Genomic DNA, 24,321 nt, shown 5'->3' with positions numbered 1-24,321 from the left:
ATGGTAAATGCAATTTGGGATTTTGATGGTACTCTTTTTAACACTTATCCCTACATGGTAACCTCATTTTGTAAAGCATTGGACGAAAATGGTGTTAGTGACGTTAATTTTGATTCTGAATCAATTTATGAAGACATGCGGATTCATTCACTTGGAGCTAGTGAAACCAAGTATTGTGCTAGCTTTAACATTAATCGAGATCAATTTTCTCGATCATATAAGCAATTCGAACGTGATGAGGTCATGTTGGCAAAACCATTTGTTGGGGTCAGAGCTGTTTTAAGTAATGTAATTGGTACTGGTGGAAGCAACGGACTGTTAACTCATCGTGATGATCAAGCCATAACATTATTAAATGATTTTGACCTAAAAAAACTGTTTACTGGTTTTGTAACCAGTAAACAGTCGTTTAAAAGGAAACCCAATCCTGAGTCTCTGAATTATTTAATTAATAATATGGACTTAAACCGATCATCTACTTTTATGATTGGTGATCGGCAATTAGATGTTGATGCTGGCCATAATGCCGGGGTTAAAACCATCTTGTTTGATCCTGACTATATGATTGAGGATCAAGGTGACCCTGATTACGTAGCTCATAGTTTTGATGAAATATCAAAGTTAATTGAATGAGCTAAGGATTCCGTCTAATAAAGGTCCAAAGGTTTCACCGAAAAGAACTACATGGACTAAAGCGTAGTAAAATCGGTACCAGCCAACGCGATTTTTAAAGCCTGGCTCAATTGGATATGTGTCATTATAGCCACGATAAAAGTCGCGATCGAATCCCCCAAAAACGGTTGTAACTCCTAGGTCATATTCACGATCGCCAAAGTAAACGTCAGGATCAATTAACATTGGTTCATGTTTACTGGTAAAAATGGCGTTTCCTGACCACAAGTCTCCATGAAGAAGGCTAGGAGTCACTGGGTGTTTAGTGTAGTAATCGATAATTTGTTGGCGCATAACTTGATAATGTTGGTCGCGGGAGTCATTCCAGCGACCTTTTTTGGCTGCAATCTTAACTAGGGGATCAATTCTTTGTTCAACGTAAAATTTTTGCCAAGTGTCTTGCCAATGATTGTTTTTAGGAATTTTACCAGCATCAAAGTTATGGTCTAAACCAAACTGATCGTTATGAACTTTATGAACGTTGGCAACCATTTTTCCCAAATCATATTGATTCCCAGATCCAACGTCAATCCAATCGAGGATAAGAAATCCATCTCCATTGATTTCACCAGAGGAAACTACTGTGGGAACATTGGCAGCTTGTGATAAAAGGTGAATTCCCTCAACTTCATGGTCAAAAAACTGTTTTCCACGACCTGGTTGAACCTTCATAAAATAGACATGATCTGGGGTTTTAACCTGGTATGAATCGTTAATATCTCCGCCTGACACGGGAGATAGTGATTGAACGTTTTTTAATGGCAACTGGTTAATCCACTCTTGATCTAATTTTTTCATAATAAACTCCTTTCTAGTAAGTTTTATTTACATAACGGTTGATTCCTTTGAGAACGTCATTTGCGACCAAATTTTGGTAGGTGGGATTTTTAATTTTGTTAAAGTCATGATCGTTGTTAATATATCCCATTTCAAGTAAAACTGACGGGATAGAAACATCCCTGATTACTAGATAATTACCAATCTGAACCCCTCGATTATTAAGAGGAACGTTTCCCATGTATGAATTAATGTCGGATGCCAGTTGTTTGGATTTTCCGGCGTGATAGTAATAATTTGTAAAACCACTGGCCGTATTATCCGTACTGGACGAGTCAAAATGAAAACTAACGAAGAGATTGGCATGATTATCAGTTGAAAAATCTGGTCTTTTATATAAACTAACGGATTTATCTGAATCCCTTGTCATAATAACATGTGCACCTTGATTCCGCAGTTTATTTGCAACCTTCTGAGCTAATTGAAGAGTGTACGTTTTTTCTTTTTGACCATGTGTTGAAAGCGCTCCAGAATCATTACCACCATGACCAGGATCCAATACAATGGTTGTTTCTGATAGTTTAGTGGCATTAGTAATCTTATTATTATTCACTAACCAGGTTGGAATCCAACCAATTTTTTGATTTTTATAAACCACTCGATACCAATTATTCTTTTCGCTCAAGATTTGCAATCGGGTGCCACGATTGACGGTTTTAACCGTTTTGTACTGGATTCCTGGACCGGTCTTAATGGCTAAATTATTGAATCCAACTCCAATATTGTTTTTAACTAGCATGATTAGGAGGATGATTATGGTTGTTCCAATAATTATTAGGGTAGTATAAAATCCTCGTTTGTTCTTTATGTAAAATTTTGTTTTCATTTTAAGGGCCTCATTGGATTATATGATTACTCATAATAGTATAACTTTTTTACTGTTTCCTTAAGTCTATAATAAAAAAATTAACTTGAATCTTGACAATTCATCTGGGTTTTATTAATCTTAAATTGATTTGAAATGCCGTTGAAGATGAATAGTAACCGTTTGCTGGTCTTAAGAGAGTACCTAATTGCTGAAATGGTATGTCCTATAAATGGTAAAGACGCATCTAGGTAAAATTAATAAATAAGAGAACCAAAAAAGGTGGTACCGTGCTAATTGCGCCCTTGTGATTACATGGCTCGCCTTTTTTTATACTTTTGACTCAATGAGAGGAAGATGTGGTAGATGAAAAGAACGACTTATGCTGGAAATGTTAACGAAGATTATTTAGATCAAGAAGTGGTTCTTGATGGATGGGTTGCCAAAAAACGGAATTTAGGAAGTTTAATTTTTATCGATCTTCGGGATCGTGCTGGAATTGTTCAACTGGTTTTTAATGAGAAAAATGGTGAGGATGCTTTTAAGGTAGCTGAATCAGTTAAAAACGAGTACGTAATCCAAATTAAAGGAAGAGTGGTTGCTAGATCTGAAAAGGAAATCAATCCTGATATTCACACTGGAAAAGTGGAAGTTGACGTTTCTGATGCTAAGGTTTTAAGCACATCAAAACAGACTCCATTTGAGATTAAGAATGATATCAATGCCTCTGATGATTTGAGGTTAAAGTATCGTTATCTTGATTTAAGACGGCCAGTAATGCAAAAGGGATTGATGATTCGGAACCGAATCTTACAGTCAACTCACAAATATTTTGATGAAAATGGGTTTATTGATATTGAGACGCCAGATTTAACGGTTTCAACCCCTGAAGGTGCCAGGGATTACCTGGTTCCATCACGAGTATACCCCGGTTCTTTTTATGCTCTTCCGCAGTCTCCTCAACAATTTAAACAATTATTAATGGGTGCTGGCTTTGATCGTTACTATCAGATTGCCCGTTGTTTTAGAGACGAGGATTTACGTGGCGATCGGCAGCCCGAATTTACTCAAATCGACATGGAAACGTCATTTTTGTCAGCTGAGGAGATTCAAGACCTTACCGAGGGATTGATTAAAAAGGTTATGAAAGATACGGTCAACGTTGACGTTGATACACCATTTGAAAGAATTACTTGGCAAGAATCAATGGATCGATTTGGAACTGACCAACCTGACACACGTTTTAAAATGGAATTAAAAGATCTTTCGGATGTAGTAGCAGATTCTGATTTTAAAGTCTTTAGTTCGGCCATTAAGAACGGTGGTCAGGTAAAGGCCATTGGCGTCCCTGATGGAGCCAAGCAGTTCTCAAGAAAAGATATTGATAAGTATGGTGAGTATGTAAAACGGTTTGGTGCTAAGGGACTAGCATGGATGAAGGTTACAGATGACGGATTTTCTGGCCCAATTGCTAAGTTCTTTAAAGATCCAGCAATGGTAAGTAAAATTAAAGAAACGACTGGGGCTAAAGACGGTGACTTATTGTTGTTTGCTGCCGATCGAAGTAAAGTGGTTGCGGATACATTAGGATATTTAAGAGTTGCGATTGCTAACGAATTGAATATGATTCCAGAAGATCAGTACAACTTCTTATGGATTGTGGACTGGCCACTGTTTGAGTACGATGAAGGTGCAGGACGTTGGGTAGCTGCTCACCATCCATTTACGATGCCAAATAAAGGTGATGAACATTACTTAAATGATGGGGAAGATCCTCATAAAGCACATGCTCAAAGTTATGACATTATCTTAAATGGCCTCGAACTTGGTGGTGGATCAATTCGTATTCACACCCGTGAACTTCAAGAAAAAATGTTTAAAGCCCTTGGGTTTACTAAAGAGAGTGCTGAAGCTCAATTTGGATACTTTCTTCGTGCTTTGGATTATGGATTCCCACCACATGGTGGTCTAGCAATCGGACTTGATCGTTTTGCTAGGTTGTTAGCTCATCGTGGCAATATTAGGGATGTAATTGCTTTCCCTAAGAATTCAAAGGCGGTTGAGCCTTTGACCGGAGCTCCAACTCCAGTTTCACAGAAGCAGTTGGATGAATTAGGAATTTCTCTAGATCAAAAAGACAAATCAAATAATAAATAAGATTAAATAAAAAGTTGTGACTAGCTCACAACTTTTTATTTTTTTTAAATTTGGTAATGTTATACTAGTTATGAATTTCTAAATGATCAGAAGGAACTTAAATGGACGACGTACAAAAAATTTTAAAACGACATCAGTACATATCAAAGTTATCAACCGCATTTGTATATGGAATTATGGTATCCATCGCGATGAACTTCTTTTGGACTCCTGGGCACATTTATTCTTCAGGGGTTACTGGATTTGCACAGTTACTTAATACTTTGACTGAACGATATTTTCCGTTTACGATTTCGGCTGCATTGGGATTATTCCTACTTAATATCCCAATGTTTATTTTATCTTGGAAACAAATTGGTCATCAGTTTACGATGTTTACGTTTGTTTCTGTCGTTGTTGCCAGTGTCATGATTAAAATCTTACGTCCTCTAACCTTAACCACAGATCCATTAATCTGTGCAATTTTTGGTGGTGCAATTAATGGATTTGGAGTGGGATTATCCTTAAAAAATGGTATTTCAACTGGTGGATTGGATATTTTGGGAATCGTGATCCAAAGGAAAACCGGAAAATCAATTGGAACCATTAACCTTATATTTAATACCTTTATTATTTTATCAGCTGGTTTCTTTTATGGATGGCCCTATGCTTTTTATTCAGCAATTGGAGTTCTAGTAAACGCTAAGGCAATGGATTTGGCATATACAAGACAACAAATTGTCCAAGTGATGGTTGTTACCGATCGGCCCAAGACGGTCGTAGATAGCATTCAAAATCATTTGAGAAGAGGAATTACTATTATTCATAATGCCGAGGGTGCTTATAACCATAAGAAGAAGTCGGTCCTGTTTACTTCAATTTCACGATATGAAATGACCGAATTTGATGCAGCCTTAAATGAATCTGATCCCGATGCATTCGGGGTAGTGGTCGATGTTGATAAGGTGTTTGGTAATTTTTATGAGAAAAAACGGAAATAGCTGGCTTTTAGCCTGAAGTGTTGTTTTTTTATTATGGTATAATGTTTCATTGTAATTATTGAAAATGGTGATGAAAGTGAAAGTCATATATACATGGTTGATTAGATTAATTTCGACAATTTTTTATTTTCGACCCAAAAAGAATATATATTATGTAATGAGTTTTGATAATAATCTGAGGCTAATTAAGCAAATTGCCGCTAACATGCCTGAGGGTCAAGAGCTAGTTGTGTTATACGAACCTGAAATTGAGGCAGCCGCAACTGACCTGAGTGCGTTTGGGATTAAGACCATTCCATTTAAAGAAAATGCAAGGTTTGCGTTGTTAACTATTCCTAGTTTAATGTCGGCTCGCGTTTTGTTTTGTGATAATTATTTCCCGTTTTTGGCTGGTTTAGTTCGACCAAAGAAAAAAATGAAGATTGTCCAGTTGTGGCATGCCGATGGTGCCATTAAATGTTTTGGTTGGGAAGATCCGACCACTAACAAAAGATCATTTTTTGACAAACTTCGATTTCAAAGTGTTTACAATCATTTTGATGATTTTGTGGTTGCTTCTAAGGCAATGGGACATATTTTTGAACGAAGTTATCGAGAATCACCTGATAAGATGAAGTATCTTGGATATCCGAGGTCAGATCGACTATTTAAGGAACGTTGGAGAAGGGTTGCTAGACACAGGGTCTATGAGGTGGCACCTGAATTAAAGGGGAAGCGTGTAATCTTGTATGCTCCCACCTATCGTGATGGACTTGAGTTTGATCCTCCAAAGGACATTGGTGAAGCGTTAACGGCTGATCCTGATGCGATTACGGTCGTTAAACTTCATCCGTTGTTACGAGATCAGGAATCACGAATCAGGAAATTTTCTAATGGGAATATTCGCTTTTATAATCAACTTTCTACTTCTGATCTCCTATCAGTATGTAATACACTAGTGACTGATTATTCTTCAGTGGCTTTTGATTTTAGCTTATTACCCCAAGCTCATTCAATGATTTTCTTTATGTTTGATCTCAAACAATACGAGCAGGACCCAGGAATCCAAAAAGACTTTTTGGAGTGGCTGCCATCAGAGCCAATTACAAGGGTTGATCAATTAACGCAGGCAATTGTTGCTAATCAAAAGATTGATTTTACTAGTTTTAATAAACATTGGAATACATACAATGATGGGTATGCAACCGAACGTGTTATCAAAAGATATGTTTTACAAAATAATTAATGAAATAAAAAAGGAGAGTGCTGAGCTTGAAGGAAGTTTGGGCCTTACTTAAAGAACAATTTGAAAATTTAGGCATTATTTTTCGAATTTCAAAATACGAAGATAAGGCTACTTACCAGAGTCATTACTTAGGCTTGGTTTGGGAATATTTGTACCCGCTGATTCAAATTGCCATTTACTGGTTAGTCTTCGGTGTTGGACTAAAGGGAAGTACTGGTCACAACGGAAGTTATTTACCATGGATGGTTATTGGTATCACACCATGGTTTTTTATGAATCGTGTGACTCTAGATGCTTCTAAAAGTATTTATCAACGTGCCGGTTTAGTTTCAAAGATGAAGTTTCCCATTAGCATCCTACCCTCGATTAAATTAGTCAGTAATCTAAGCTCCTTTTGGACCATGCTGGTTTTTTCAATTGTGATTGGATATCTTTATGGGGTTCGTCCGAGTTTATTCTGGTTTCAGTGGATTTATTACTTTATCGCAATGATTGCGTGGTTAATTGCTTTTGGAATCTTTAATTCGACGATTACCGTTTTAATCCGGGATTACCACGTGATGCTACAGTCGTTTATGAGAATGTTGTTCTACATTTCTGGAGTTCTGTTCAACTTTGAATCTTCTGCTTCGTTCCCGCCATTTTTGATTAGAATCCTAGAATTAAATCCATTCTTTTATATCGTTCAAGGATTTCGTGATTCAATGTTATCAAGCAGTTGGTTCTGGGAAAAGCCGCTTCTAAGTATTATTTTCTGGTTAATGACGTTGTTTTTCTTTTTAGTTGGATCACATTTACACTTTAAATTTAGATCACATTTTGTTGACTTAGTATAAGGAAAATAATATGAATGGAAAGCAAATTAAGGACAAATTAATTAGTGGTATTAAGTTAGCCATTCGCACTGGACTCATCGCGCTGAACGATGGGTTTATTTGTATGCCCGTTAAAAAACACGAAATCATGTTCGAAAGTTTTAACGGAAAAGACATTAACGATAATCCTGCTGCCATCTATTTTGAATGGATTAAGCAACATCCTGAATACGCTAAGCATGCGTATTTTGGGGTGAAAGCAGCTAATTATAAAGAGTTACACAAACAGTATCCTAACGTTCAAATTTTACGACGCTTTTTTCCGAGATGGGTTTGGCACGTTGCTCGAGCTGATTTTTGGGTCTTTAACTCGCGATTTCCCAAATGGTGGAAGAAAAATAAGCGAACGACCTACATTCAAACCTGGCATGGGACTCCGCTTAAAAAATTAGGAGTTGATATTGAGCATGTTTCCATTCCAGGAATTTCGACTCAGCAATATCATGACGATTTTAAGAAGGCTGCTAGTCGATGGAAATACTTGATTATGCCTAATCAATATTCAGAGGATATTTTTGATCGGGCATTTGATTTTAAAAACGTTCCCTTGCAAATTGGATATCCAAGAAATGATGTTTTGTATCAGCAAAATAACGCTAAAGCCATTTCAGAATTAAAGAAAAGAATTGTTGGTAATCCAAGACAAAAAGTTATTTTGTATGCACCAACTTGGCGAGATGATGACTATCAAAAAAAGGGAAGCTATAACTTTGAACTGCCATTTTCGTTGAAATCATTTTTTGATCATGTGGGTGATAACACGAAATTAATTATTCGTCCTCACTACCTTATTAAAGATCGAATTGATATCGCTGGGTATGAAGATCGAGTTCAGATTGAAGCCGATTGTGATATTAGTGAGTTATACTTAATTTCAGATTTATTGATCACCGACTATTCTTCTGTGATGTTTGATTACGCTAATTTGAAACGTCCAATGTTATTCTATGCATATGACTTAAAACATTATCAAAATGAGTTAAGGGGTTTTTATTTTGATTTTAAAAAAGACGTTCCTGGTCCAATTGTTGAAGATCAAGATTCTTTTTATAATGAGTTGTCACATTTTAACGAAGATGGTAAGTTTATCGGGTATGATCAGAAAATAGAAGATTTTTATAATAAGTTTTGTAGTTGGGAGCATGGGGATGCTTCCGCTAAGGTTGTTAAAGTAATGGAGGATAAAAATGAGTAGTGATGAATTCTTAATTGGGTCACATGTTGCCATGAAAGCACCAGATATGATGCTCGGTTCTGCTGAGGAAGCAGCTCGGGATGGTGAAAATGTTTTTATGTTATACACTGGAGCTCCACAAAGCTCAAAAAGAACTGCGATTGATAAACTTAAGATTGATCAAGCTCATTCGTATATGGAAGACCATGATTTACAAGAAGTAGTGGTTCATGCTCCTTATATTATTAATTTGGGCAACCCCAAAAAGCCCCAAAGTTTTCACTTTGCGGTTAATTTTCTGAAACAAGAAATTGATCGTTCAGAAGCAATGGGTGCTGATCAGATTGTCTTGCACCCAGGATCCCACGTTGGATCAGGAGTGGAAGCAGGAATCAAACAGATTATTAAAGGTTTAAATGAAGTGATCACTCCCGACCAAAAGATTCAGGTGGCCCTTGAAACTATGGCAGGTAAAGGAACGGAAATTGGTTCAACATTTGAGCAATTAGCTAAGATTATTGATGGGGTTAAGCTGAATGACAAATTGTCGATTACTTTTGATACCTGTCACACTAGCGATGCTGGTTATGACATTAAGAATGATTTTGATGGGGTAATGAAAGAGTTTGACAAAATTATTGGAATGGATCGGATTAAAGTGATTCATTTAAATGACTCCAAGAATCCTCAGGGTTCCCATAAAGATCGTCATACTAACATCGGTTTTGGGGCCCTTGGATTTGACGCTTTAAATTACGTGGCCAGATACCCTAAGTTTGATAAGGTCCCTAAAATTCTTGAAACACCAACAATTAAAATTAATGATGAAGTTAAGATTAATCCTCACCAGTATGAGATCAAAATGCTAAAAGAACAGAAGTTTAATCCAGATATGATTGAAGATATTAAACGTGATTATAAGGATGGAAAGATTAGTGACCTTGTTCATTAATGTTTAGACTCTGAGTGATGATCGTAGCTGTTTCTTCAATGGACTTATTGTACACGTTGATTTGTAGACAATCTAATTTACGATAAAGATGCTTGGCATAGTCAAGCTCTTTTTTTATTTGTTTTGAGTCTGAGTATGGAGTGTCAGGGTCGAGTCCATATGCAATCATTCTTTCTTGGCGAATCTTCTTTAGGTTTGTAACAGAGTTGGTTAAACCAAAAATTTTATTGTGGTCGATTTGATAAACTTCTTCTGGTAGTTGGATGGTTGGTCCAATGGGAACGTTTGCTACTAGTAAGTTTTGGTTGGCCAGATAGAGCGATAGGGGTGTTTTAGATGTTCGTGAGATTCCAAGGAGAACAATATCCGCTTTTTTAAGATCACCTGGTCGTTTTCCATCGTCATTTGCTACCGCAAATTCAATTGCAGAGATTCGTTTGAAGTAGTCTTCGTTAAGGTTATGAACTAAACCAGGAACTTCGGCAGCTGATTCATGAAGCTTTTTGGAAATAATTTGAATTGGCTTTTGAATGCAATCAAAACTATATAAATTATTATCCATGGCAAAGGCAGTTACTAGCTTACTTAGATCAGGATCGACTAAGGTGTGAAAGATAATGGCATCTTGTTCTTTAGCTAGTTTAAGAATTCCGTCAAGCATCGACTGCGTTTGAATGAATGGATAGCGTTTAAAGTTAGCATTTGCTTCAGGGAATTGGGCTACTGCAGTTCGGGCGATTGACATGGCTGTGGCACCACTTGAATCTGAAATTATAAATGCATTGAAATTGGTTGTCATAATATTACCTCCTACTTTGTTAGTATTTTATCATATTTATCGTTCAGACTCGTTGACGGGCCATTCCCCATAATGTATAATTAATAATGACCGTTAAGGATTAAATACAAATGGTATTATTTAAGCTCGGAGGGAGGGATTTATCATGTCAAAAACTGTCGTTCGCAAAAACGAATCTCTTGATGATGCTCTTCGACGCTTTAAGCGCACGGTTTCAAAAATCGGTACCCTTCAGGAATTCCGTAAACGTGAGTTTTACGAAAAACCTAGCGTAAAGCGTAAATTAAAATCAGAAGCAGCTCGTAAGCGTAACAATAAGAAAAAGAAGCGTCGCAGCTTCTAATAATGAAACGCCCCTGATGATAGGAGCGTTTTTTATATATGAAAAGAGGGCTAAAATGGCTTTATCCGATGAATTAAATAATGATCTCAAAAGTGCCATGAAGAACCATGATAAGACAAGATTAACCATTGTCAGGATGCTTAAGTCTAATTTAATGAATGAAAAAATAAAATTAGGCCATGATCTTTCTGATGCTGAAGCGGCAGCTGTTGTTAATCGAGAAGTTAAGCAACATAAGGATTCAATTGCTGAATTTAAAAGTGGTGGAAGAGATGATTTGGTGAAGGGTCAAGAAGAAGAGCTCAAGATTCTTGAAGACTATGCACCAAAACAAATGTCTGAAGCCGACGTTGAAAAAATCGTTAATGATACAATCAAACAACTCGGAGCGTCCGGTAAGGGCGACTTTGGAAAAGTAATGGGTGCTGTCATGGGAAAAGTTAAGGGACAAGCTGATGGCAGTACTGTTAATAAACTAGTTAATAAAGCTCTCAGTTAGAAAAAGAACTCATTGAATGAATCAATGAGTTCTTTTTGTTCTTTTGCTTTGTAAGTGGCGGATTATATGCTAGTATTTTAGGTAAAAGTCGATATGAAAGGAACTTGTTTGATTGACAGATAATTTTAAGTTTAAAAAAGAATTAACGTTAAAGAATCCCAATGATGAAGCCGCTTTATTTGGTGTACAAGATGCCTTTTTGGATATTTTAGAACAGGGTATGGCAACATCAATTCGTCATTCTGGGGGAAAGATCACTGTTGAAGGTGATGACGAAAAGGCGGTTCAAAATACCATTGATATTTTGAATGGCATGCTTGAATTGATTCATTCTGGAATCACTTTAAATTCTAGTGACTTCGTTTCGGCCATGAAAATGGCTGAAAAGGGAACCCTTGGATTTCTTCCAGAGTTGTATAATCAAGTGCTTTTAAAGGATAATAAAGGGAAGCCCGTCCGAGTAAAGAATTTTGGTCAACGTCAGTATGTCCAGTCCATTAAGCATAACGATGTCACTTTTGGAATCGGACCAGCTGGTACCGGGAAGACCTATTTAGCGGTTGTAATGGCAGTAGCAGCCCTCAAAAAGGGTGATGTGGATAAGATTGTCTTAACTAGACCTGCTGTTGAAGCTGGTGAAAGCCTTGGATTCTTACCCGGAGACTTAAAAGAAAAAGTTGATCCATATTTGCGTCCTTTATATGATGCATTAAACTCAACGCTTGGATCTGATCATAGTGAACGATTAATGGATCGTGGGGTTATTGAAATTGCGCCCTTGGCATATATGCGTGGGAGAACGCTTGACAATTCCTTTGTCATTTTGGATGAAGCTCAAAATACGACCAATGCACAAATGAAAATGTTTTTAACACGTTTAGGTTTTGGTTCTAAAATGATTGTTAATGGGGATGTTTCTCAAATTGATTTAAACGGAAGAGTACGAAGTGGGCTAGTAACCGCTCCTAAAATCTTGCGAGACATTGATGATATTAGTTTTGTTAATTTTAGTGCTGACGATGTGGTTAGACATCCCGTAGTTGCCAAGATTATTAATGCGTACGAAAAAAATGATAATGGAGAATAGATATGGATCTTGAAATATATGATCAAACTCAAGATGGAGTTGATCCCCAAAAAATTACTCTGATTAGAGATATTCTAAATTATGCTGCTAAGTACATTAACTTAAAGGATAATACCGAGATGTCAGTTACCTTAGTTAATAATGACCGTATTAGAGAAATTAATCGTGATTATCGTGGAGTTGATCGGGCTACGGATGTAATTAGTTTTGCAATTGAAGACCAGAGTGATGACGATTTTCCAGTGATTATGAATGATGAAATGAAGAAGGATATTCCTGAAAATATCGGGGATATTTTTGTGTGTGTTGATAAAGTAGCCGAACAGGCTGACTTTTTAAATCATTCTAATGATCGAGAGTTAGGGTTCTTGGTTGTTCATGGATTTTTACATTTAAATGGTTATGATCACATGAAACCTGAAGACGAAGCGGTAATGTTTCCTCTTCAAAGAAAGATTATGGATTCTTATGGACTCACAAAATAACAAACAAACGGGTAAAAACAAAAATTTCATCCAGGCTTTTGGTCATGCTTATGACGGTATTAAATGGGTTTTCGTTCACGAACGAAATTTTAAGTTTGATATGGCGTGTGCCGTTATTACGATGGGATTAGGATTTATTTTACGGATTCGACTGGAACAATTTATGTGGCTTTTGACGGCCATTATTTTAGTACTTGTTGGTGAAATCCTTAACACTGTGGTTGAAAGAATCATGGATTTTATGAGTGATCATCATTATGATGAACGAGTAAAAGTGATTAAAGACGTTGCGGCTGGTGGTGTGGTACTAACGGCTATCTTTGCAATTGTCGTTGGACTATTTGTGTTTGTTCCAAAAATTATTGAATTATTGAATTAATTAAGGGGAAAATATGGCAGAGACTTCAAAATACAAATCAGGATTTGTAGCAATTGTAGGACGTCCCAATGTTGGTAAATCAACGTTTTTAAATCGAGTGATTGGCCAAAAAGTGGCCATTATGTCTGAAAAAGCTCAAACAACAAGGAACAAGATTCAGGGAATTTACACTACTGATGATGCGCAGATTGTTTTCATTGATACTCCTGGAATCCATAAGCCTAAGAACAAGTTAGATGACTATATGGATGAAGCAGCTCTCTCTTCTTTAAAAGAAGTTGATGCAGTTTTATTTATGGTCAGCGCAACTGAGACACGTGGAGCTGGCGATAATTATATTATTGATCAACTAAAGCAGGTTAATAGTCCCGTCTATTTGGTTATTAATAAGATTGATGAAATTAATCCTAATAGTTTATTACCAATTATGGATACCTATAAACGAGCTTATGATTGGGCAGATGTATTTCCAATTTCTGCTCTACAGGGTAACAATGTTGATGAACTATTGAATACTTTAGTTGCTAAGCTTCCAGAGGGTCCCCAGTATTATCCGGATGACGAAATTACTGATCATCCCGAACGTTTTATCGTAGGAGAATTGATTCGAGAAAAGGTTTTGGAATTAACCAGACAGGAAATCCCTCATTCAGTTGCGGTGCAAGTCGAAAAAATGAAGACACAAGATAATGGGAATGTTCATATTGATGCCAATATTATTGTAGAAAGAAAGGGTCAAAGAGGTATCCTAATCGGCAAAAATGGTGGAATGCTTAAAAAAATCGGAACCTTAGCTCGAAAAGAAATTGAAGATTTACTTGGAAGTAAGGTATATCTGGAGTTATGGGTTAAGGTTCAACCGAGTTGGCGTGAAAAAGAATCCGCTTTAAGACAATTAGGATACCGCAAAGATAGTTACTAGGTGGTATTTTGTCAGTAAATCCAAAGAGTCAAATGTTTCATGGAATTTTGTTATACCGTAAAAATTATCGTGAACATGATATGTTGGTGAAATTTTTAACGGCTGAAACTGGACTTAAAATGTTCTTTGTAAGAGGAGCTAATAAGGCTAATTTTAAAATGGCAGGAGACATTTTACCCTTTAGTTTTGGGACCTATGAGGGTACTTTAAGGCCAGAGGGATTGTCATACATTAGTAGTGGGAATGACGTTAAACATTTTGAACAAATTTCAAATGACATTTATTTGGATGCATATGCCACCTATATCATGACGTTAATTGATGCCGCTTTTCCTGAAGGGGTTAAAATTAATGATTGGTTTAATCGTTTATACTATGCGTTGAACATGATTAACAGTGGGTTTGATGCTGAAGTTGTTACTAATATTATTGAAATTCAATTATTACCGGTTTTTGGGGTGGCACCAGATTTTAAGTCGTGTGTGATCTGCCATCAAACTAATAAAAAATTTGATTATTCGGAAGAGTATGGTGGTATTATTTGTGAGGATCATTTCAATATGGATCCTCATCGAATGCATTTAGATCAAAAGACAATTTACTACCTTCGTTTATTTTCAGCGGTTAATTTAAAAAAGATCGGAAATATTCAGGTTAATGAAAAAACTAAGAAGAAATTACGAAGCGTAATTGATAAAATTTATGATAGTTCTGTCGGATTGAATTTAAAAAGTAAAAAATTTTTAGATCAGATGAATGATTGGAAAATTAACCTTAAATAATGATTAAACGTTGACGGTTGTGACTGATAATTTTATAATTAAGTTAGTTAAATAACTGACCTTGATGAAAGATGGTTTATATTTATGACATCTCAGTGAAGCCACGATGGTGAGAAGTGGTCGATGTTAATATGGATTGGCACTTTCGGAGTCGTTTAATCTCGAGTTGCTGATTAAGTTCAGAAGTAGGGTGGAACCGCGAATAAATCGTCCCTATGTAGAAGTAGTGATACTTTTGCATAGGCTTTTTTATTTGCTTATTAATTAGGAGGAAAAAGTAATGACGGAAAAATTATCGGTTCAAGATATTATCAGTACTTTAGAGTCATATTGGAGTTCATTAGGTTGCATGAGGATGCAATCATATGACACGGAAAAAGGTGCAGGAACCATGAGTCCTTACACTTTTCTACGTGCAATTGGTCCAGAGCCCTGGAACGTTTGTTACGTGGAACCATCAAGACGTCCCGCTGATGGTCGTTATGGCGAAAATCCTAATCGACTGTATCAACATCATCAATTTCAAGTTTTGATGAAGCCCTCTCCGGACAACATTCAGGAACTGTACATTAATTCATTAGAGCAGTTGGGGATTAATCCTCTTGAACATGATATTCGTTTCGTTGAAGACAACTGGGAAAACCCTTCAATGGGATGTGCGGGAGTTGGATGGGAAGTCTGGCTTGATGGAATGGAAGTTACCCAGTTTACCTACTTCCAAGTTGTTGGTGGACTTACCATGGATCCTGTTGCCGTTGAAATCACATATGGACTTGAACGTTTGTCTTCATACATTCAAGATGTTAATAATGTTTTTGATCTTGAGTGGGGTAATGGAGTTAAGTATGGTGATATCTTTAAAGAACCTGAGTATGAACACTCCAAATATAGCTTTGAAGAGTCCGATCAGAAGATGTTGCACCAAATGTTTAATGCATATGAAAAGGAAGCTAAACGATTAATTTCCCTTGGACTAGTTCACCCTGCTTACGACTATATCTTGAAGTGTAGCCATACTTTTAATTTACTCGATGCCAGGGGCGCCGTTTCGGTAACCGAGCGGGCTGGTTATTTATCACGAATTAGAAAGATGGCACATGCGATTGCGAAGGCTTTTGTAGCAGAACGTAAAAAGCGTGGTTTCCCACTCATTAAGGATGAAAAGAAACGACAAGAACTTTTGCATGATGATCAAAAAGATAAAAAGAAACATAAAAAACATGGTAATAATCGTAATAACGGAAAGGGGGAGAAATAAATGTCAAGAACATTTTTATTAGAAATTGGATTAGAAGAAATGCCAGCACATGTGGTTACTCCCAGTGTCAATCAACTGGCAGATAAGACGGCTGCATACCTAAAAGATCAACGAATTTCTTATGATCAAATCAAAAAATTTTCTACCCCACGCAGATTAGCAATTCAGATTACGGGGCTGGTTGATAAGCAGCCTGATGTCGATGAAGAAGTAAAGGGTCCTGCCGAAAAAATTGTAAAGGATAAAAATGGTGATTGGAGTAAAGCTGCCATTGGATTTACTAAGGGACAAGGATTATCTCCAGCGGACATTGTCTTCAAAGACGTCAAAGGCACAAAATATGCCTTCGTTAAAAAGCACATTGAAGGGAAACCAGTCCAGGTCGTCTTAAGCGGACTTAGTAATGTTGTTAAGTCCATGACATTTCCAACCCTTATGAAATGGGGAACAAATAAGTTTGAGTTTATTCGTCCCATTAAATGGATTGTGGCCTTGTTAGATGATGAAGTTATTCCAATGCAAATCGTTGATGTTCATTCAGGTCGAACTACTTGGGGACACCGATTCTTAGGAAAAGACGTCGAATTAAAAAATGCTAAGGATTATGAAGAAGCATTAACTAACCAACATGTAATTGCTGATGCAGACAAACGTAAGGACTTAATTCGGAAGCAAATTGAAGCCATTGCTAAAAAGCACAATTGGAAAATTAACATTGATAGTGACTTGCTTGAAGAGGTTAATAACCTGGTTGAATGGCCAACCAGCTTTGCTGGGAAATTTGATGATCATTTCTTAAAAATCCCACGTGAAGTTTTAATTACCTCAATGAGAAACCACCAACGTTTCTTTTATGTTGAAGATCAAGATGGCAATTTATTACCTTATTTTGTTTCCGTACGTAATGGGGACGAAAATCATCTTGATAACGTGATAGCTGGAAACGAAAAGGTTTTAACTGCGCGTCTTGATGATGCTGATTTCTTCTATAATGAGGATCAACAGCAAACAATTGATGACTATGTAAATAAACTTAAAACGGTAAGCTTTCATGATAAGATTTCATCTGAATATGATAAAATGCAACGTGTTCAAGTTATTGCAAAGTTGATTGGTGAAGAAGTGGGCTTAGATGAAAAACAGTTAAAGCATTTACAGCGAGCTGCCGAAATCTATAAGTTTGATTTAGTGACTGGAATGGTAGGCGAGTTTGCCGAATTACAAGGTGTGATGGGTGAAAAATATGCCCTATTAGCTGGTGAAGATCCTAAGGTTGCTACCGCAATTCGGGAACATTATCTGCCAATTTCAGCTGATGGACAGTTACCTAAAACTAAAGTTGGTGCAGTTCTTTCCGTTGCTGACAAGCTTGATAGTGTTATGACTTTCTTTGCCGCTGGCATGGTTCCGAATGGTTCTAACGACCCATATGCTCTTAGAAGACAAGCAGCTGGAATTGTTAGAATTGTTACCAATGAAAAATGGCGGATGCCACTTGTTTCGCTTATGAAAAATGCGATTGCTCAAGAGAAGCAAGCCGACGTTTTACCAAAGGTTGATCAAAATCCAATTGTGTCTGATGTGGTATCTTTTATTAAAGAAAGAATTAAGCGACAATTAAAATCACAGGATATTCGTTATGATCTGATTGATGCAGCCGTTGGTTCCACTGACAGTGACATCTACTTTAATGTAGAAACAGCAATGACGTTAAATGATCATAAGGATGATGCTCACTTTAAGGAAGCCATTGAATCCTTAACAAGAGTGGTTCGAATTGCACAAAAGGGTAATTTTAAAGACGGATTACTTGAAGTCGATCCGAACATGTTTGAAAATGACTCCGAAAGGGTCCTTAATGAACAAGTTGACCGAATCAGCCAAAACTTCGATGAATTAAATGCTAACCAAACTTTTGAAGAACTTACTTCTTTGCGTCCAGCCATTAATGATTATTTTGATCAGACCATGGTGATGGTTGATGATGAGAAAGTTAGGACGAACCGATTAGCTGAGTTAACTAATTTGGCACGTTTGATTGATCGGTTTGCGGCGGTTGATGAAATCATTGTTAAATAAAAATAATAAATAGTAAGTAGTATGTAATCCTAAGAAGGGATGGTGATTTCATGGCAAAGATTCCCGAAACGGTAATTGATGATGTTTTAAATCAGACCAATATTACTGACGTTGTTAGTAAGTACGTTAACTTGAAAAAGTCTGGGAATAACCTATTCGGTTTGTGTCCGTTTCATGAAGAGAGAACACCATCCTTTTCTGTGTCCGAAAGTAAGCAAATTTTTCACTGCTTTAGTTGTGGTCGTGGAGGGAATGTTTTTAAATTCCTGATGGATTTACAGGGAATTTCTTTTCCCGAAGCTGTAATTGCAGTGGCTAATGATGAGGGAATTAAACTTCCTGATTCAATCCAAAATGGTGGTGATAACTCCCCGGTTCACACTGAGAAAAATAATCTTATTCAGTTACAAGAAGAGGCAGCCAAACTTTATCATCATGTGTTGGTTAACACCGAACTAGGTGTCCCAGCTCTTAAGTATCTTCATGATCGAAAAATCACGGATGACATGATCGAAACTTTTAATTTAGGTTTTGCTCCAGGACAACGATTATTAAAGCCATTCTTTGAGAACAAAAAAGCCGATTATCAACTTTTGAGGAAATCGGGGTTATTCATTGAAAATTCAGATGGAGAACTAAATGATCGATTTACAAATCGAATCATGTATCCGATTAGGAACGATAGTTCTAAGACTGTGGGATTTTCGGGAAGGGTTTTACACAAAGATCCTGATATTCCCAAGTATTTGAATAGCCCAGAGACAAGTATTTTTAACAAACGGAAAATCATTTATAACATTGATCTAGCTAAACCTAGCATTCGTAATGAACAAAATTTAATATTATTTGAGGGATTCATGGATGTCATCTCAGCCTATCAAGCTGGAGTAAAAAACGGTGTAGCTTCAATGGGGACTAGTTTAACTAATGAACAAATTTACCAGTTTAATCAGTTAACTAATCAGGTCTATGTTTGCTACGATGGTGATGATCCTGGACAAAAAGCTACTAAACGTGCTATTTCACTTTTGGGTGATGAAGGTCAGTTTACGGTTGGCGTAATTCAAATGCCAAATGGGATTGACCCCGATGAATATCGGCGAAAATATGGAAACGACAAGTTTAAAGATGCGATTAAAAGTGCACGGGAGACTACTGTTTCTTTTGAGCTACGTTTTCTTAAAACCCAGTATGATTTAAGTAATGATGAAGAAAAGTTAAATTATGTGGATGCGGCTTTAAACGTAATTGCTAAAATTGATAAACCAGTTGAACGAAGTGTCTACCTAAAACAGCTTTCAGATGAGTTTGAGTTAGATATGAATGCATTAACCGTTCAGTGCAAGCAGATTCGCTCAACATTTATTAACAAACGTCAAAGAAAACAAGTTCGGATGTTGAAAACCGATACAGTTCCCGAAGTGCTGAATCAAAATCCTAAGAAGATTACTCGGGTTGAGAGTGCGGAACGGTTACTTTTATCGCGAATGTTGAATAATCGTAACGTGTGGTTGAAAGTCACAGATGATCCTGAGTTCAGTTTTGTTCACGATCAGTATCAGACAATTTATTTATTAGCACAACACTATTTTCAAAATCATGATCATTATAGTGCGGCGGAGTTTAGTGATTTTTTGAAAGAATCTGATTTACAATCTACGCTTGCTAATATTGAAATGGCTGCTTTATCCAATGAGCCAAGTGAAAAAGAAATTGATGATTGTGTTAGAATAATAAGGCAAGCATTAACTGGTGAAGTGTCACTAAAAACCAAGCATCAGGCCATGATGGACGCTGTAAAGTTGGGTGATATTGAGAAAGCTGCCCAATTGGGCAAGGAATACCAGGATTTGCAAAAGAAGTATCAGTAAAAAGACAGTAATGGGAGGCAATTTCTATGGCAGAAAAAGACATTAAGAAAAATGAAGTAAATTCTACAAATAAGACTGCGAAGGCAGCTCCCAAAAAGAGTAGTGCAACCAAAAGCACTAAGAAGACTACTGCAAAGAAAACCACAAGAACTAAAACTACTAGAGCTAAGAAGACCACTAGTAAAGAAAAATTTGATAAAACTGGATACAAAAAAGTTTTTGATGCGGTTGTGAAGAAGTACAAAAAAGTGGGTCACATCACTTATGGGGTCCTTGAAGAAGAACTCCAAATTCCATTCAGTTTGAACAAGAAGCAAATGAATGAATTAATGGAAAAAATTGAGGACTCTGGAATCAGTATCGTTGATGATAGTGGTGAGCCTGACCCCCGTGCTTTAAAGGCTGCTAAAAAAGTTACCCAAAAGGAATTAAAGAATGCTTCAAGTTCCAAGGGTGTTAAGATTAATGATCCAGTAAGAATGTACCTAAAAGAAATTGGACGTGTTCCGCTACTAACTGCTGACCAAGAAGTTCAGTTAGCTTTAAGAATTGAACAGGGTGATGAAACCGCTAAACAAGAATTAGCAGAGGCTAACTTACGATTAGTTGTTTCGATTGCTAAGCGTTACGTTGGTCGTGGAATGCAATTCCTTGATCTAATTCAAGAAGGTAACATGGGTCTAATGAAAGCCGTTGAGAAGTTTGATTATCGAAAAGGATTTAAGTTCTCAACCTATGCCACCTGGTGGATTAGACAGGCGATTACTCGGGCAATCGCGGATCAGGCTCGAACGATTCGAATTCCAGTTCATATGGTTGAAACCATTAATAAGTTGATCCGAATTCAACGTCAATTACTACAGGATCTTGGCAGAGAACTACTTCCATCAGAAATTGGTGCTGAAATGGATATGCCAACTTCAAAAGTTCGAGAAATTCTCAAAATTGCTCAAGAACCTGTATCACTTGAAACCCCAATTGGGGAAGAGGATGATTCTCATCTTGGTGATTTTATTGAAGATGAAGATGCAACGAGTCCGGCTGATCACGCAGCTTATGAACTTTTAAAGGAACAATTAGAAAGTGTCCTTGATACGCTTACTGATCGTGAAGAAAATGTTCTTCGGTTGAGATTTGGCTTGGATGATGGAAGAACTCGAACTTTGGAAGAGGTTGGAAAAGTTTTTGGTGTTACCCGAGAACGAATTCGTCAGATTGAAGCTAAAGCTCTGAGAAAATTGAGACATCCATCACGTAGTAAACAACTAAAAGATTTCTTAGATTAAAAAAAGTGGCAGAGATCCCAACGGATCGCTGCCTTTTTTATTGAATTTGGAGGAAGATAATGACGGCAAAAAAATTATCGCCACGACTGCAAGCAGTTTCTGATTTAGTTCCTAATGGATCCATTATGGCAGATATTGGCTCCGATCATGCATATGTTCCAGCTTACCTATTAAAACGAGATTTAATTAAGTATGCAATTGCTGGTGAAGTAGCTCCTGGCCCACTTAAAAATGCAACATCTGAGATGGAAGAGCAGCATTTGACTGATAAAATGACAACTCGATTGGGAGATGGACTTGATGTGATTAATCCTGATGATCACGTAAACGCCATTGTAATTGCTGGAATGGGTGGGGAATTGATTACCCAAATTCTTGAACGGGGAAAGCATAAACTAACTGATCAAACTGCTTTGATTCTTCAGCCAAACGTTGATGAAATTCGTTTACGCAGGTGGTTAGTATCCAACCAATATGGAATTAAAGCGGAAAACATTGTTTTTGATGCAGGACATTTTTATGAAATGATGTTGGCTAAGCCAGTTGTCAAACGGGTTGAATATTCTAAGCAGGAATTGCGATTTGGTCCTGTTCTTTTAAAGCAAAAGAATCCAGAATTTATTGATAAGTGGACCGATCGAATTCGCAAGAACAAGGTTGTGTTGAATAACTTGAATAATGCAACTAACCCACCATTAGATAAGATTCGCCATATTCAGAAAATTAATGCAGAATTAAAGGAGATTTTAAATGACCACAGTTAATGATTTGATCAGTAGATTTGAAGAATTTGCACCTCTTTTACTTGCTGAACCTCATGATCCTACTGGATTTCAAATTGGATCAAAGGACCAGAAAATTAAGAACGTGATGACGACCCTCGATGTAAGGCCAGAGGTTGTAAAAGAAGCAATTAATCGAGATGTAGATTTTATATTTGCTCATCATCCCGTTATGTTTCATCCAGCAAGGAATCTTGATCTGGCTGATCCACAAAATCAGATGTACGCAAATCTTTTAGAACACCACATTACTGTGTACGCTGCTCACACCAACTTGGATAATGCAAATGGTGGCATGAACGATTGGTTGGCAGATGCCATTGGTCTTCAAAATCCTACTGGCCTTGTTCCTCATTTAGATTTAAACGGAAATCCAACTAATTATTCGATGGGGCGCTTTGGCAATTTAAAACAGCCAATGAAGGTGATTGATTTGGGAAGACTATGTAAACAAGTGTTTGGAATTAATGGTTTACGAATGGTAACGAATGATGATCAACAAAATGTTTCCCGAGTTGCTATTCTTGGTGGTGATGGGGGAAAGTTTTATCCAGAAGCAATTAAACGAGGCGTCCAAGTTTATATTACGGGTGATTTGTATTATCATACTTCTCAAGAGATGCTTTCTAATGGTCTGTCTGCAATTGATCCTGGCCACCATATCGAAAGTATTTGTAAAAACAAATTAGCTGAAATGTTTACGCGTTGGTCCGACGAAAATAATTGGAAAATCAATGTATTTGCATCGCAATTGAACACGGATCCATTTGAGTTTATATAGGAGGAAGAACTATGGCTGATAGTAAACAACTATTAGATCGCTTTTTAAAGTATGTACGGGTAAATACGCGATCTAATCCCAATTCTGATACGATTCCATCTGATCCAAAGGAAGTTGATTTTCTAAATGAACTTTCTTATGAGTTAAAGGACATTGGGATGAAAAACGTACGAACAAATGAAAAGAGTGGATACGTTTTTTCGGATTTACCTAGTAACATTGATCAAAAGGTTCCTAAAATTGGATTCATTTCTCACGTTGATACGGCTGACTTTAACTCCGAACACGTTCATCCTCAGATCGTAAAGGATTATGACGGAAAATCAGTTATTAATCTTGATAAAGACGGAAAGTACAAATTGGATCCTAACGTATTTCCAACCCTTAAGAAGTATGCTGGTCAAACGTTGGTTACTACCGATGGTTCAACTCTTTTAGGAGCCGATGATAAAGCTGGTGTGGCCGAAATCATGACCGCAATGAAGTATTTAATTGATCATCCTGAGATTAAACATGGTGATATTGTAATTGGTTTTGGACCAGATGAGGAAATTGGAACTGGTGCTGATCAATTTGACGTTACTGATTTTGGCGCTGATTTTGCCTATACTGTTGATGGTGGTCCGCTTGGAGATTTAGAGTACGAAACTTTCAACGCAGCTGCCGCTACAATTAAGTTTAATGGAACCGATGTGCATCCTGGTGATGCTTATGGTGTAATGGTGAATGCTTCACAACTTGCCATTGATTTTCATAATCAGTTGCCTAAGGATCAACGTCCGGAGAACACTAAGGATCGTCAGGGATTTTACTATCTATTGGCGATTGATGGGGTGACAGATCATGCAAAATTAGATTACATTATCCGTGATCACGATAAAGATAAGTTCAATGAACGCAAAGAATTCATTCAGAAGTTAGTTGATCAATTTAATGAAAAGTATGGCGACGGTCGAGTCGAACTGGAAATGCATGATGAATATTACAACATGGCCGAGGTAATTAAGAAGGATATGACCCCGATTAATATTGCTAAAGATGCCATGAATAAGGTTGGTATTAAACCAAATATTTATCCTGTTCGTGGTGGGACTGATGGTTCTAAGATTTCTTTTCTTGGAATTCCGACACCTAATTTGTTTGCCGGGCCTGAAAACATGCATGGCCGTTTTGAGTATGTTTCACTTCAGACAATGGAAAAAGCGGTTGATTTGATCGTCAAAATTTCAGAAGACGTTGCGAAAGAATAAAAAATAACCTGCAGATCAATCAACCTGCAGGTTATTTTTTG

Annotated in this window: 24 protein-coding genes; 21 read left to right on the top strand and 3 right to left on the bottom strand. The window is 37.0% G+C overall.

From position 1 onward, the window contains the following. The gene (locus FC73_RS01340) at nt 1-633 is read left to right on the top strand and encodes an HAD-IA family hydrolase (protein ID WP_029327111.1); all 633 of its coding nucleotides are present in this window, start codon (nt 1-3) and stop codon (nt 631-633) included. On the opposite strand, the gene FC73_RS01335 is transcribed toward FC73_RS01340, so the two are convergent. Further along, on the bottom strand, nt 622-1,470 hold the full coding sequence (locus FC73_RS01335; protein ID WP_010021364.1) for a fructosamine kinase family protein: 849 nt from the start codon (nt 1,468-1,470) through the stop codon (nt 622-624). The genes FC73_RS01340 and FC73_RS01335 overlap by 12 nt on opposite strands. A gap of 13 nt (nt 1,471-1,483) precedes the next feature. Beyond that, nucleotides 1,484-2,335, bottom strand: a complete 852-nt coding sequence (locus tag FC73_RS01330; protein ID WP_010021365.1) for an N-acetylmuramoyl-L-alanine amidase family protein — start codon at nt 2,333-2,335, stop codon at nt 1,484-1,486. Nucleotides 2,336-2,680: 345 nt separating this feature from the next. Here FC73_RS01330 and aspS point away from each other — a divergent pair, with 345 nt between their 5' ends. The 6 genes from aspS to FC73_RS01300 all read left to right on the top strand — a co-directional run bounded on the left by aspS (nt 2,681) and on the right by FC73_RS01300 (nt 9,677). Continuing rightward, nucleotides 2,681-4,471, top strand: coding sequence for an aspartate--tRNA ligase (gene aspS / locus FC73_RS01325; protein ID WP_010021366.1), 1,791 nt, complete (start codon nt 2,681-2,683; stop codon nt 4,469-4,471). A 101-nt stretch (nt 4,472-4,572) separates the two neighbouring features. Then, a complete protein-coding gene (locus FC73_RS01320) occupies nt 4,573-5,451 on the top strand; it encodes a YitT family protein (RefSeq protein WP_010021367.1) in 879 nt (292 codons plus the stop codon). 157 nt (nt 5,452-5,608) lie between these two features. Next, on the top strand, nt 5,609-6,676 hold the full coding sequence (locus FC73_RS01315; protein WP_010021368.1) for a CDP-glycerol glycerophosphotransferase family protein: 1,068 nt from the start codon (nt 5,609-5,611) through the stop codon (nt 6,674-6,676). A gap of 26 nt (nt 6,677-6,702) precedes the next feature. Then, the gene (locus tag FC73_RS01310; RefSeq protein ID WP_010021369.1) at nt 6,703-7,512 is read left to right on the top strand and encodes an ABC transporter permease; all 810 of its coding nucleotides are present in this window, start codon (nt 6,703-6,705) and stop codon (nt 7,510-7,512) included. Nucleotides 7,513-7,522: 10 nt separating this feature from the next. Then, a complete protein-coding gene (locus FC73_RS01305) occupies nt 7,523-8,746 on the top strand; it encodes a CDP-glycerol glycerophosphotransferase family protein (RefSeq protein ID WP_225416834.1) in 1,224 nt (407 codons plus the stop codon). After that, the gene (locus tag FC73_RS01300) at nt 8,739-9,677 is read left to right on the top strand and encodes a deoxyribonuclease IV (protein ID WP_010021371.1); all 939 of its coding nucleotides are present in this window, start codon (nt 8,739-8,741) and stop codon (nt 9,675-9,677) included. Before FC73_RS01305 ends, FC73_RS01300 begins: the two co-directional genes overlap by 8 nt. Here FC73_RS01300 and FC73_RS01295 read toward each other — a convergent pair. After that, nucleotides 9,658-10,476, bottom strand: coding sequence for a pyruvate, water dikinase regulatory protein (locus tag FC73_RS01295; protein WP_010021373.1), 819 nt, complete (start codon nt 10,474-10,476; stop codon nt 9,658-9,660). The genes FC73_RS01300 and FC73_RS01295 overlap by 20 nt on opposite strands. 145 nt (nt 10,477-10,621) lie before the next feature. On the opposite strand from FC73_RS01295, the gene rpsU reads away from it, so the two are divergent. The 14 genes from rpsU (at nt 10,622) to pepT (ending at nt 24,280) form a co-directional block, all read left to right on the top strand. Continuing rightward, on the top strand, nt 10,622-10,819 hold the full coding sequence (rpsU, locus tag FC73_RS01290; RefSeq protein ID WP_010021374.1) for a 30S ribosomal protein S21: 198 nt from the start codon (nt 10,622-10,624) through the stop codon (nt 10,817-10,819). A 55-nt stretch (nt 10,820-10,874) separates the two neighbouring features. Beyond that, the gene (locus tag FC73_RS01285; protein WP_010021376.1) at nt 10,875-11,318 is read left to right on the top strand and encodes a GatB/YqeY domain-containing protein; all 444 of its coding nucleotides are present in this window, start codon (nt 10,875-10,877) and stop codon (nt 11,316-11,318) included. A 112-nt stretch (nt 11,319-11,430) separates the two neighbouring features. Continuing rightward, on the top strand, nt 11,431-12,405 hold the full coding sequence (locus FC73_RS01280) for a PhoH family protein (RefSeq protein WP_010021377.1): 975 nt from the start codon (nt 11,431-11,433) through the stop codon (nt 12,403-12,405). Between the two features lie 2 nt (nt 12,406-12,407). Continuing rightward, nucleotides 12,408-12,890, top strand: a complete 483-nt coding sequence (ybeY, locus tag FC73_RS01275; protein WP_010021378.1) for an rRNA maturation RNase YbeY — start codon at nt 12,408-12,410, stop codon at nt 12,888-12,890. Then, on the top strand, nt 12,874-13,269 hold the full coding sequence (locus tag FC73_RS01270) for a diacylglycerol kinase family protein (RefSeq protein ID WP_010021379.1): 396 nt from the start codon (nt 12,874-12,876) through the stop codon (nt 13,267-13,269). The genes ybeY and FC73_RS01270 overlap by 17 nt, the downstream gene beginning before the upstream one ends. Nucleotides 13,270-13,282: 13 nt before the next feature. Continuing rightward, on the top strand, nt 13,283-14,191 hold the full coding sequence (era, locus tag FC73_RS01265) for a GTPase Era (RefSeq protein ID WP_010021382.1): 909 nt from the start codon (nt 13,283-13,285) through the stop codon (nt 14,189-14,191). 32 nt (nt 14,192-14,223) lie between these two features. Then, the gene (gene recO, locus FC73_RS01260; RefSeq protein WP_040472258.1) at nt 14,224-14,973 is read left to right on the top strand and encodes a DNA repair protein RecO; all 750 of its coding nucleotides are present in this window, start codon (nt 14,224-14,226) and stop codon (nt 14,971-14,973) included. Between the two features lie 280 nt (nt 14,974-15,253). Continuing rightward, nucleotides 15,254-16,231, top strand: a complete 978-nt coding sequence (gene glyQ / locus FC73_RS01255; protein WP_010021385.1) for a glycine--tRNA ligase subunit alpha — start codon at nt 15,254-15,256, stop codon at nt 16,229-16,231. After that, entirely contained in the window at nt 16,232-18,310 is a 2,079-nt protein-coding gene (gene glyS, locus FC73_RS01250; RefSeq protein WP_010021387.1) for a glycine--tRNA ligase subunit beta, read from the top strand. Between the two features lie 50 nt (nt 18,311-18,360). Beyond that, the gene (gene dnaG / locus FC73_RS01245; RefSeq protein WP_010021389.1) at nt 18,361-20,181 is read left to right on the top strand and encodes a DNA primase; all 1,821 of its coding nucleotides are present in this window, start codon (nt 18,361-18,363) and stop codon (nt 20,179-20,181) included. 26 nt (nt 20,182-20,207) lie between these two features. After that, a complete protein-coding gene (gene rpoD, locus FC73_RS01240; RefSeq protein ID WP_010021390.1) occupies nt 20,208-21,467 on the top strand; it encodes an RNA polymerase sigma factor RpoD in 1,260 nt (419 codons plus the stop codon). 59 nt (nt 21,468-21,526) lie between these two features. Beyond that, nucleotides 21,527-22,231 carry a tRNA (adenine(22)-N(1))-methyltransferase gene (locus FC73_RS01235; RefSeq protein ID WP_010021391.1) on the top strand — a complete coding sequence of 235 codons (705 nt, stop codon included), beginning with the start codon at nt 21,527-21,529 and terminating at the stop codon, nt 22,229-22,231. After that, nucleotides 22,218-23,030, top strand: coding sequence for a Nif3-like dinuclear metal center hexameric protein (locus tag FC73_RS01230; protein ID WP_010021392.1), 813 nt, complete (start codon nt 22,218-22,220; stop codon nt 23,028-23,030). Before FC73_RS01235 ends, FC73_RS01230 begins: the two co-directional genes overlap by 14 nt. An 11-nt stretch (nt 23,031-23,041) precedes the next feature. Next, nucleotides 23,042-24,280, top strand: a complete 1,239-nt coding sequence (pepT, locus tag FC73_RS01225) for a peptidase T (RefSeq protein WP_010021393.1) — start codon at nt 23,042-23,044, stop codon at nt 24,278-24,280. Nucleotides 24,281-24,321: the final 41 nt, after the last annotated feature.

Origin of the sequence: Fructilactobacillus fructivorans, from assembly GCF_001434095.1 — a bacterium.
GTDB lineage: Bacteria > Bacillota > Bacilli > Lactobacillales > Lactobacillaceae > Fructilactobacillus > Fructilactobacillus fructivorans.
Note: the sequence above shows the minus strand (reverse complement) of the source record. Positions and strands in the feature narration are given on the sequence as shown.

What these genes read in the sequence shown, in the direction of transcription:
- FC73_RS01340 (WP_029327111.1), top strand. Translation starts at nt 1, where the DNA reads ATGGTAAATGCAATTTGGGATTTTGATGGTACTCTTTTTAACACTTAT.
- FC73_RS01335 (WP_010021364.1), bottom strand. Translation starts at nt 1,470, where the DNA reads ATGAAAAAATTAGATCAAGAGTGGATTAACCAGTTGCCATTAAAAAAC.
- FC73_RS01330 (WP_010021365.1), bottom strand. Translation starts at nt 2,335, where the DNA reads ATGAAAACAAAATTTTACATAAAGAACAAACGAGGATTTTATACTACC.
- aspS (WP_010021366.1), top strand. Translation starts at nt 2,681, where the DNA reads ATGAAAAGAACGACTTATGCTGGAAATGTTAACGAAGATTATTTAGAT.
- FC73_RS01320 (WP_010021367.1), top strand. Translation starts at nt 4,573, where the DNA reads ATGGACGACGTACAAAAAATTTTAAAACGACATCAGTACATATCAAAG.
- FC73_RS01315 (WP_010021368.1), top strand. Translation starts at nt 5,609, where the DNA reads ATGAGTTTTGATAATAATCTGAGGCTAATTAAGCAAATTGCCGCTAAC.
- FC73_RS01305 (WP_225416834.1), top strand. Translation starts at nt 7,523, where the DNA reads ATGAATGGAAAGCAAATTAAGGACAAATTAATTAGTGGTATTAAGTTA.
- FC73_RS01300 (WP_010021371.1), top strand. Translation starts at nt 8,739, where the DNA reads ATGAGTAGTGATGAATTCTTAATTGGGTCACATGTTGCCATGAAAGCA.
- FC73_RS01295 (WP_010021373.1), bottom strand. Translation starts at nt 10,476, where the DNA reads ATGACAACCAATTTCAATGCATTTATAATTTCAGATTCAAGTGGTGCC.
- rpsU (WP_010021374.1), top strand. Translation starts at nt 10,622, where the DNA reads ATGTCAAAAACTGTCGTTCGCAAAAACGAATCTCTTGATGATGCTCTT.
- FC73_RS01285 (WP_010021376.1), top strand. Translation starts at nt 10,875, where the DNA reads ATGGCTTTATCCGATGAATTAAATAATGATCTCAAAAGTGCCATGAAG.
- ybeY (WP_010021378.1), top strand. Translation starts at nt 12,408, where the DNA reads ATGGATCTTGAAATATATGATCAAACTCAAGATGGAGTTGATCCCCAA.
- FC73_RS01270 (WP_010021379.1), top strand. Translation starts at nt 12,874, where the DNA reads ATGGACTCACAAAATAACAAACAAACGGGTAAAAACAAAAATTTCATC.
- era (WP_010021382.1), top strand. Translation starts at nt 13,283, where the DNA reads ATGGCAGAGACTTCAAAATACAAATCAGGATTTGTAGCAATTGTAGGA.
- recO (WP_040472258.1), top strand. Translation starts at nt 14,224, where the DNA reads ATGTTTCATGGAATTTTGTTATACCGTAAAAATTATCGTGAACATGAT.
- glyQ (WP_010021385.1), top strand. Translation starts at nt 15,254, where the DNA reads ATGACGGAAAAATTATCGGTTCAAGATATTATCAGTACTTTAGAGTCA.
- glyS (WP_010021387.1), top strand. Translation starts at nt 16,232, where the DNA reads ATGTCAAGAACATTTTTATTAGAAATTGGATTAGAAGAAATGCCAGCA.
- dnaG (WP_010021389.1), top strand. Translation starts at nt 18,361, where the DNA reads ATGGCAAAGATTCCCGAAACGGTAATTGATGATGTTTTAAATCAGACC.
- rpoD (WP_010021390.1), top strand. Translation starts at nt 20,208, where the DNA reads ATGGCAGAAAAAGACATTAAGAAAAATGAAGTAAATTCTACAAATAAG.
- FC73_RS01235 (WP_010021391.1), top strand. Translation starts at nt 21,527, where the DNA reads ATGACGGCAAAAAAATTATCGCCACGACTGCAAGCAGTTTCTGATTTA.
- FC73_RS01230 (WP_010021392.1), top strand. Translation starts at nt 22,218, where the DNA reads ATGACCACAGTTAATGATTTGATCAGTAGATTTGAAGAATTTGCACCT.
- pepT (WP_010021393.1), top strand. Translation starts at nt 23,042, where the DNA reads ATGGCTGATAGTAAACAACTATTAGATCGCTTTTTAAAGTATGTACGG.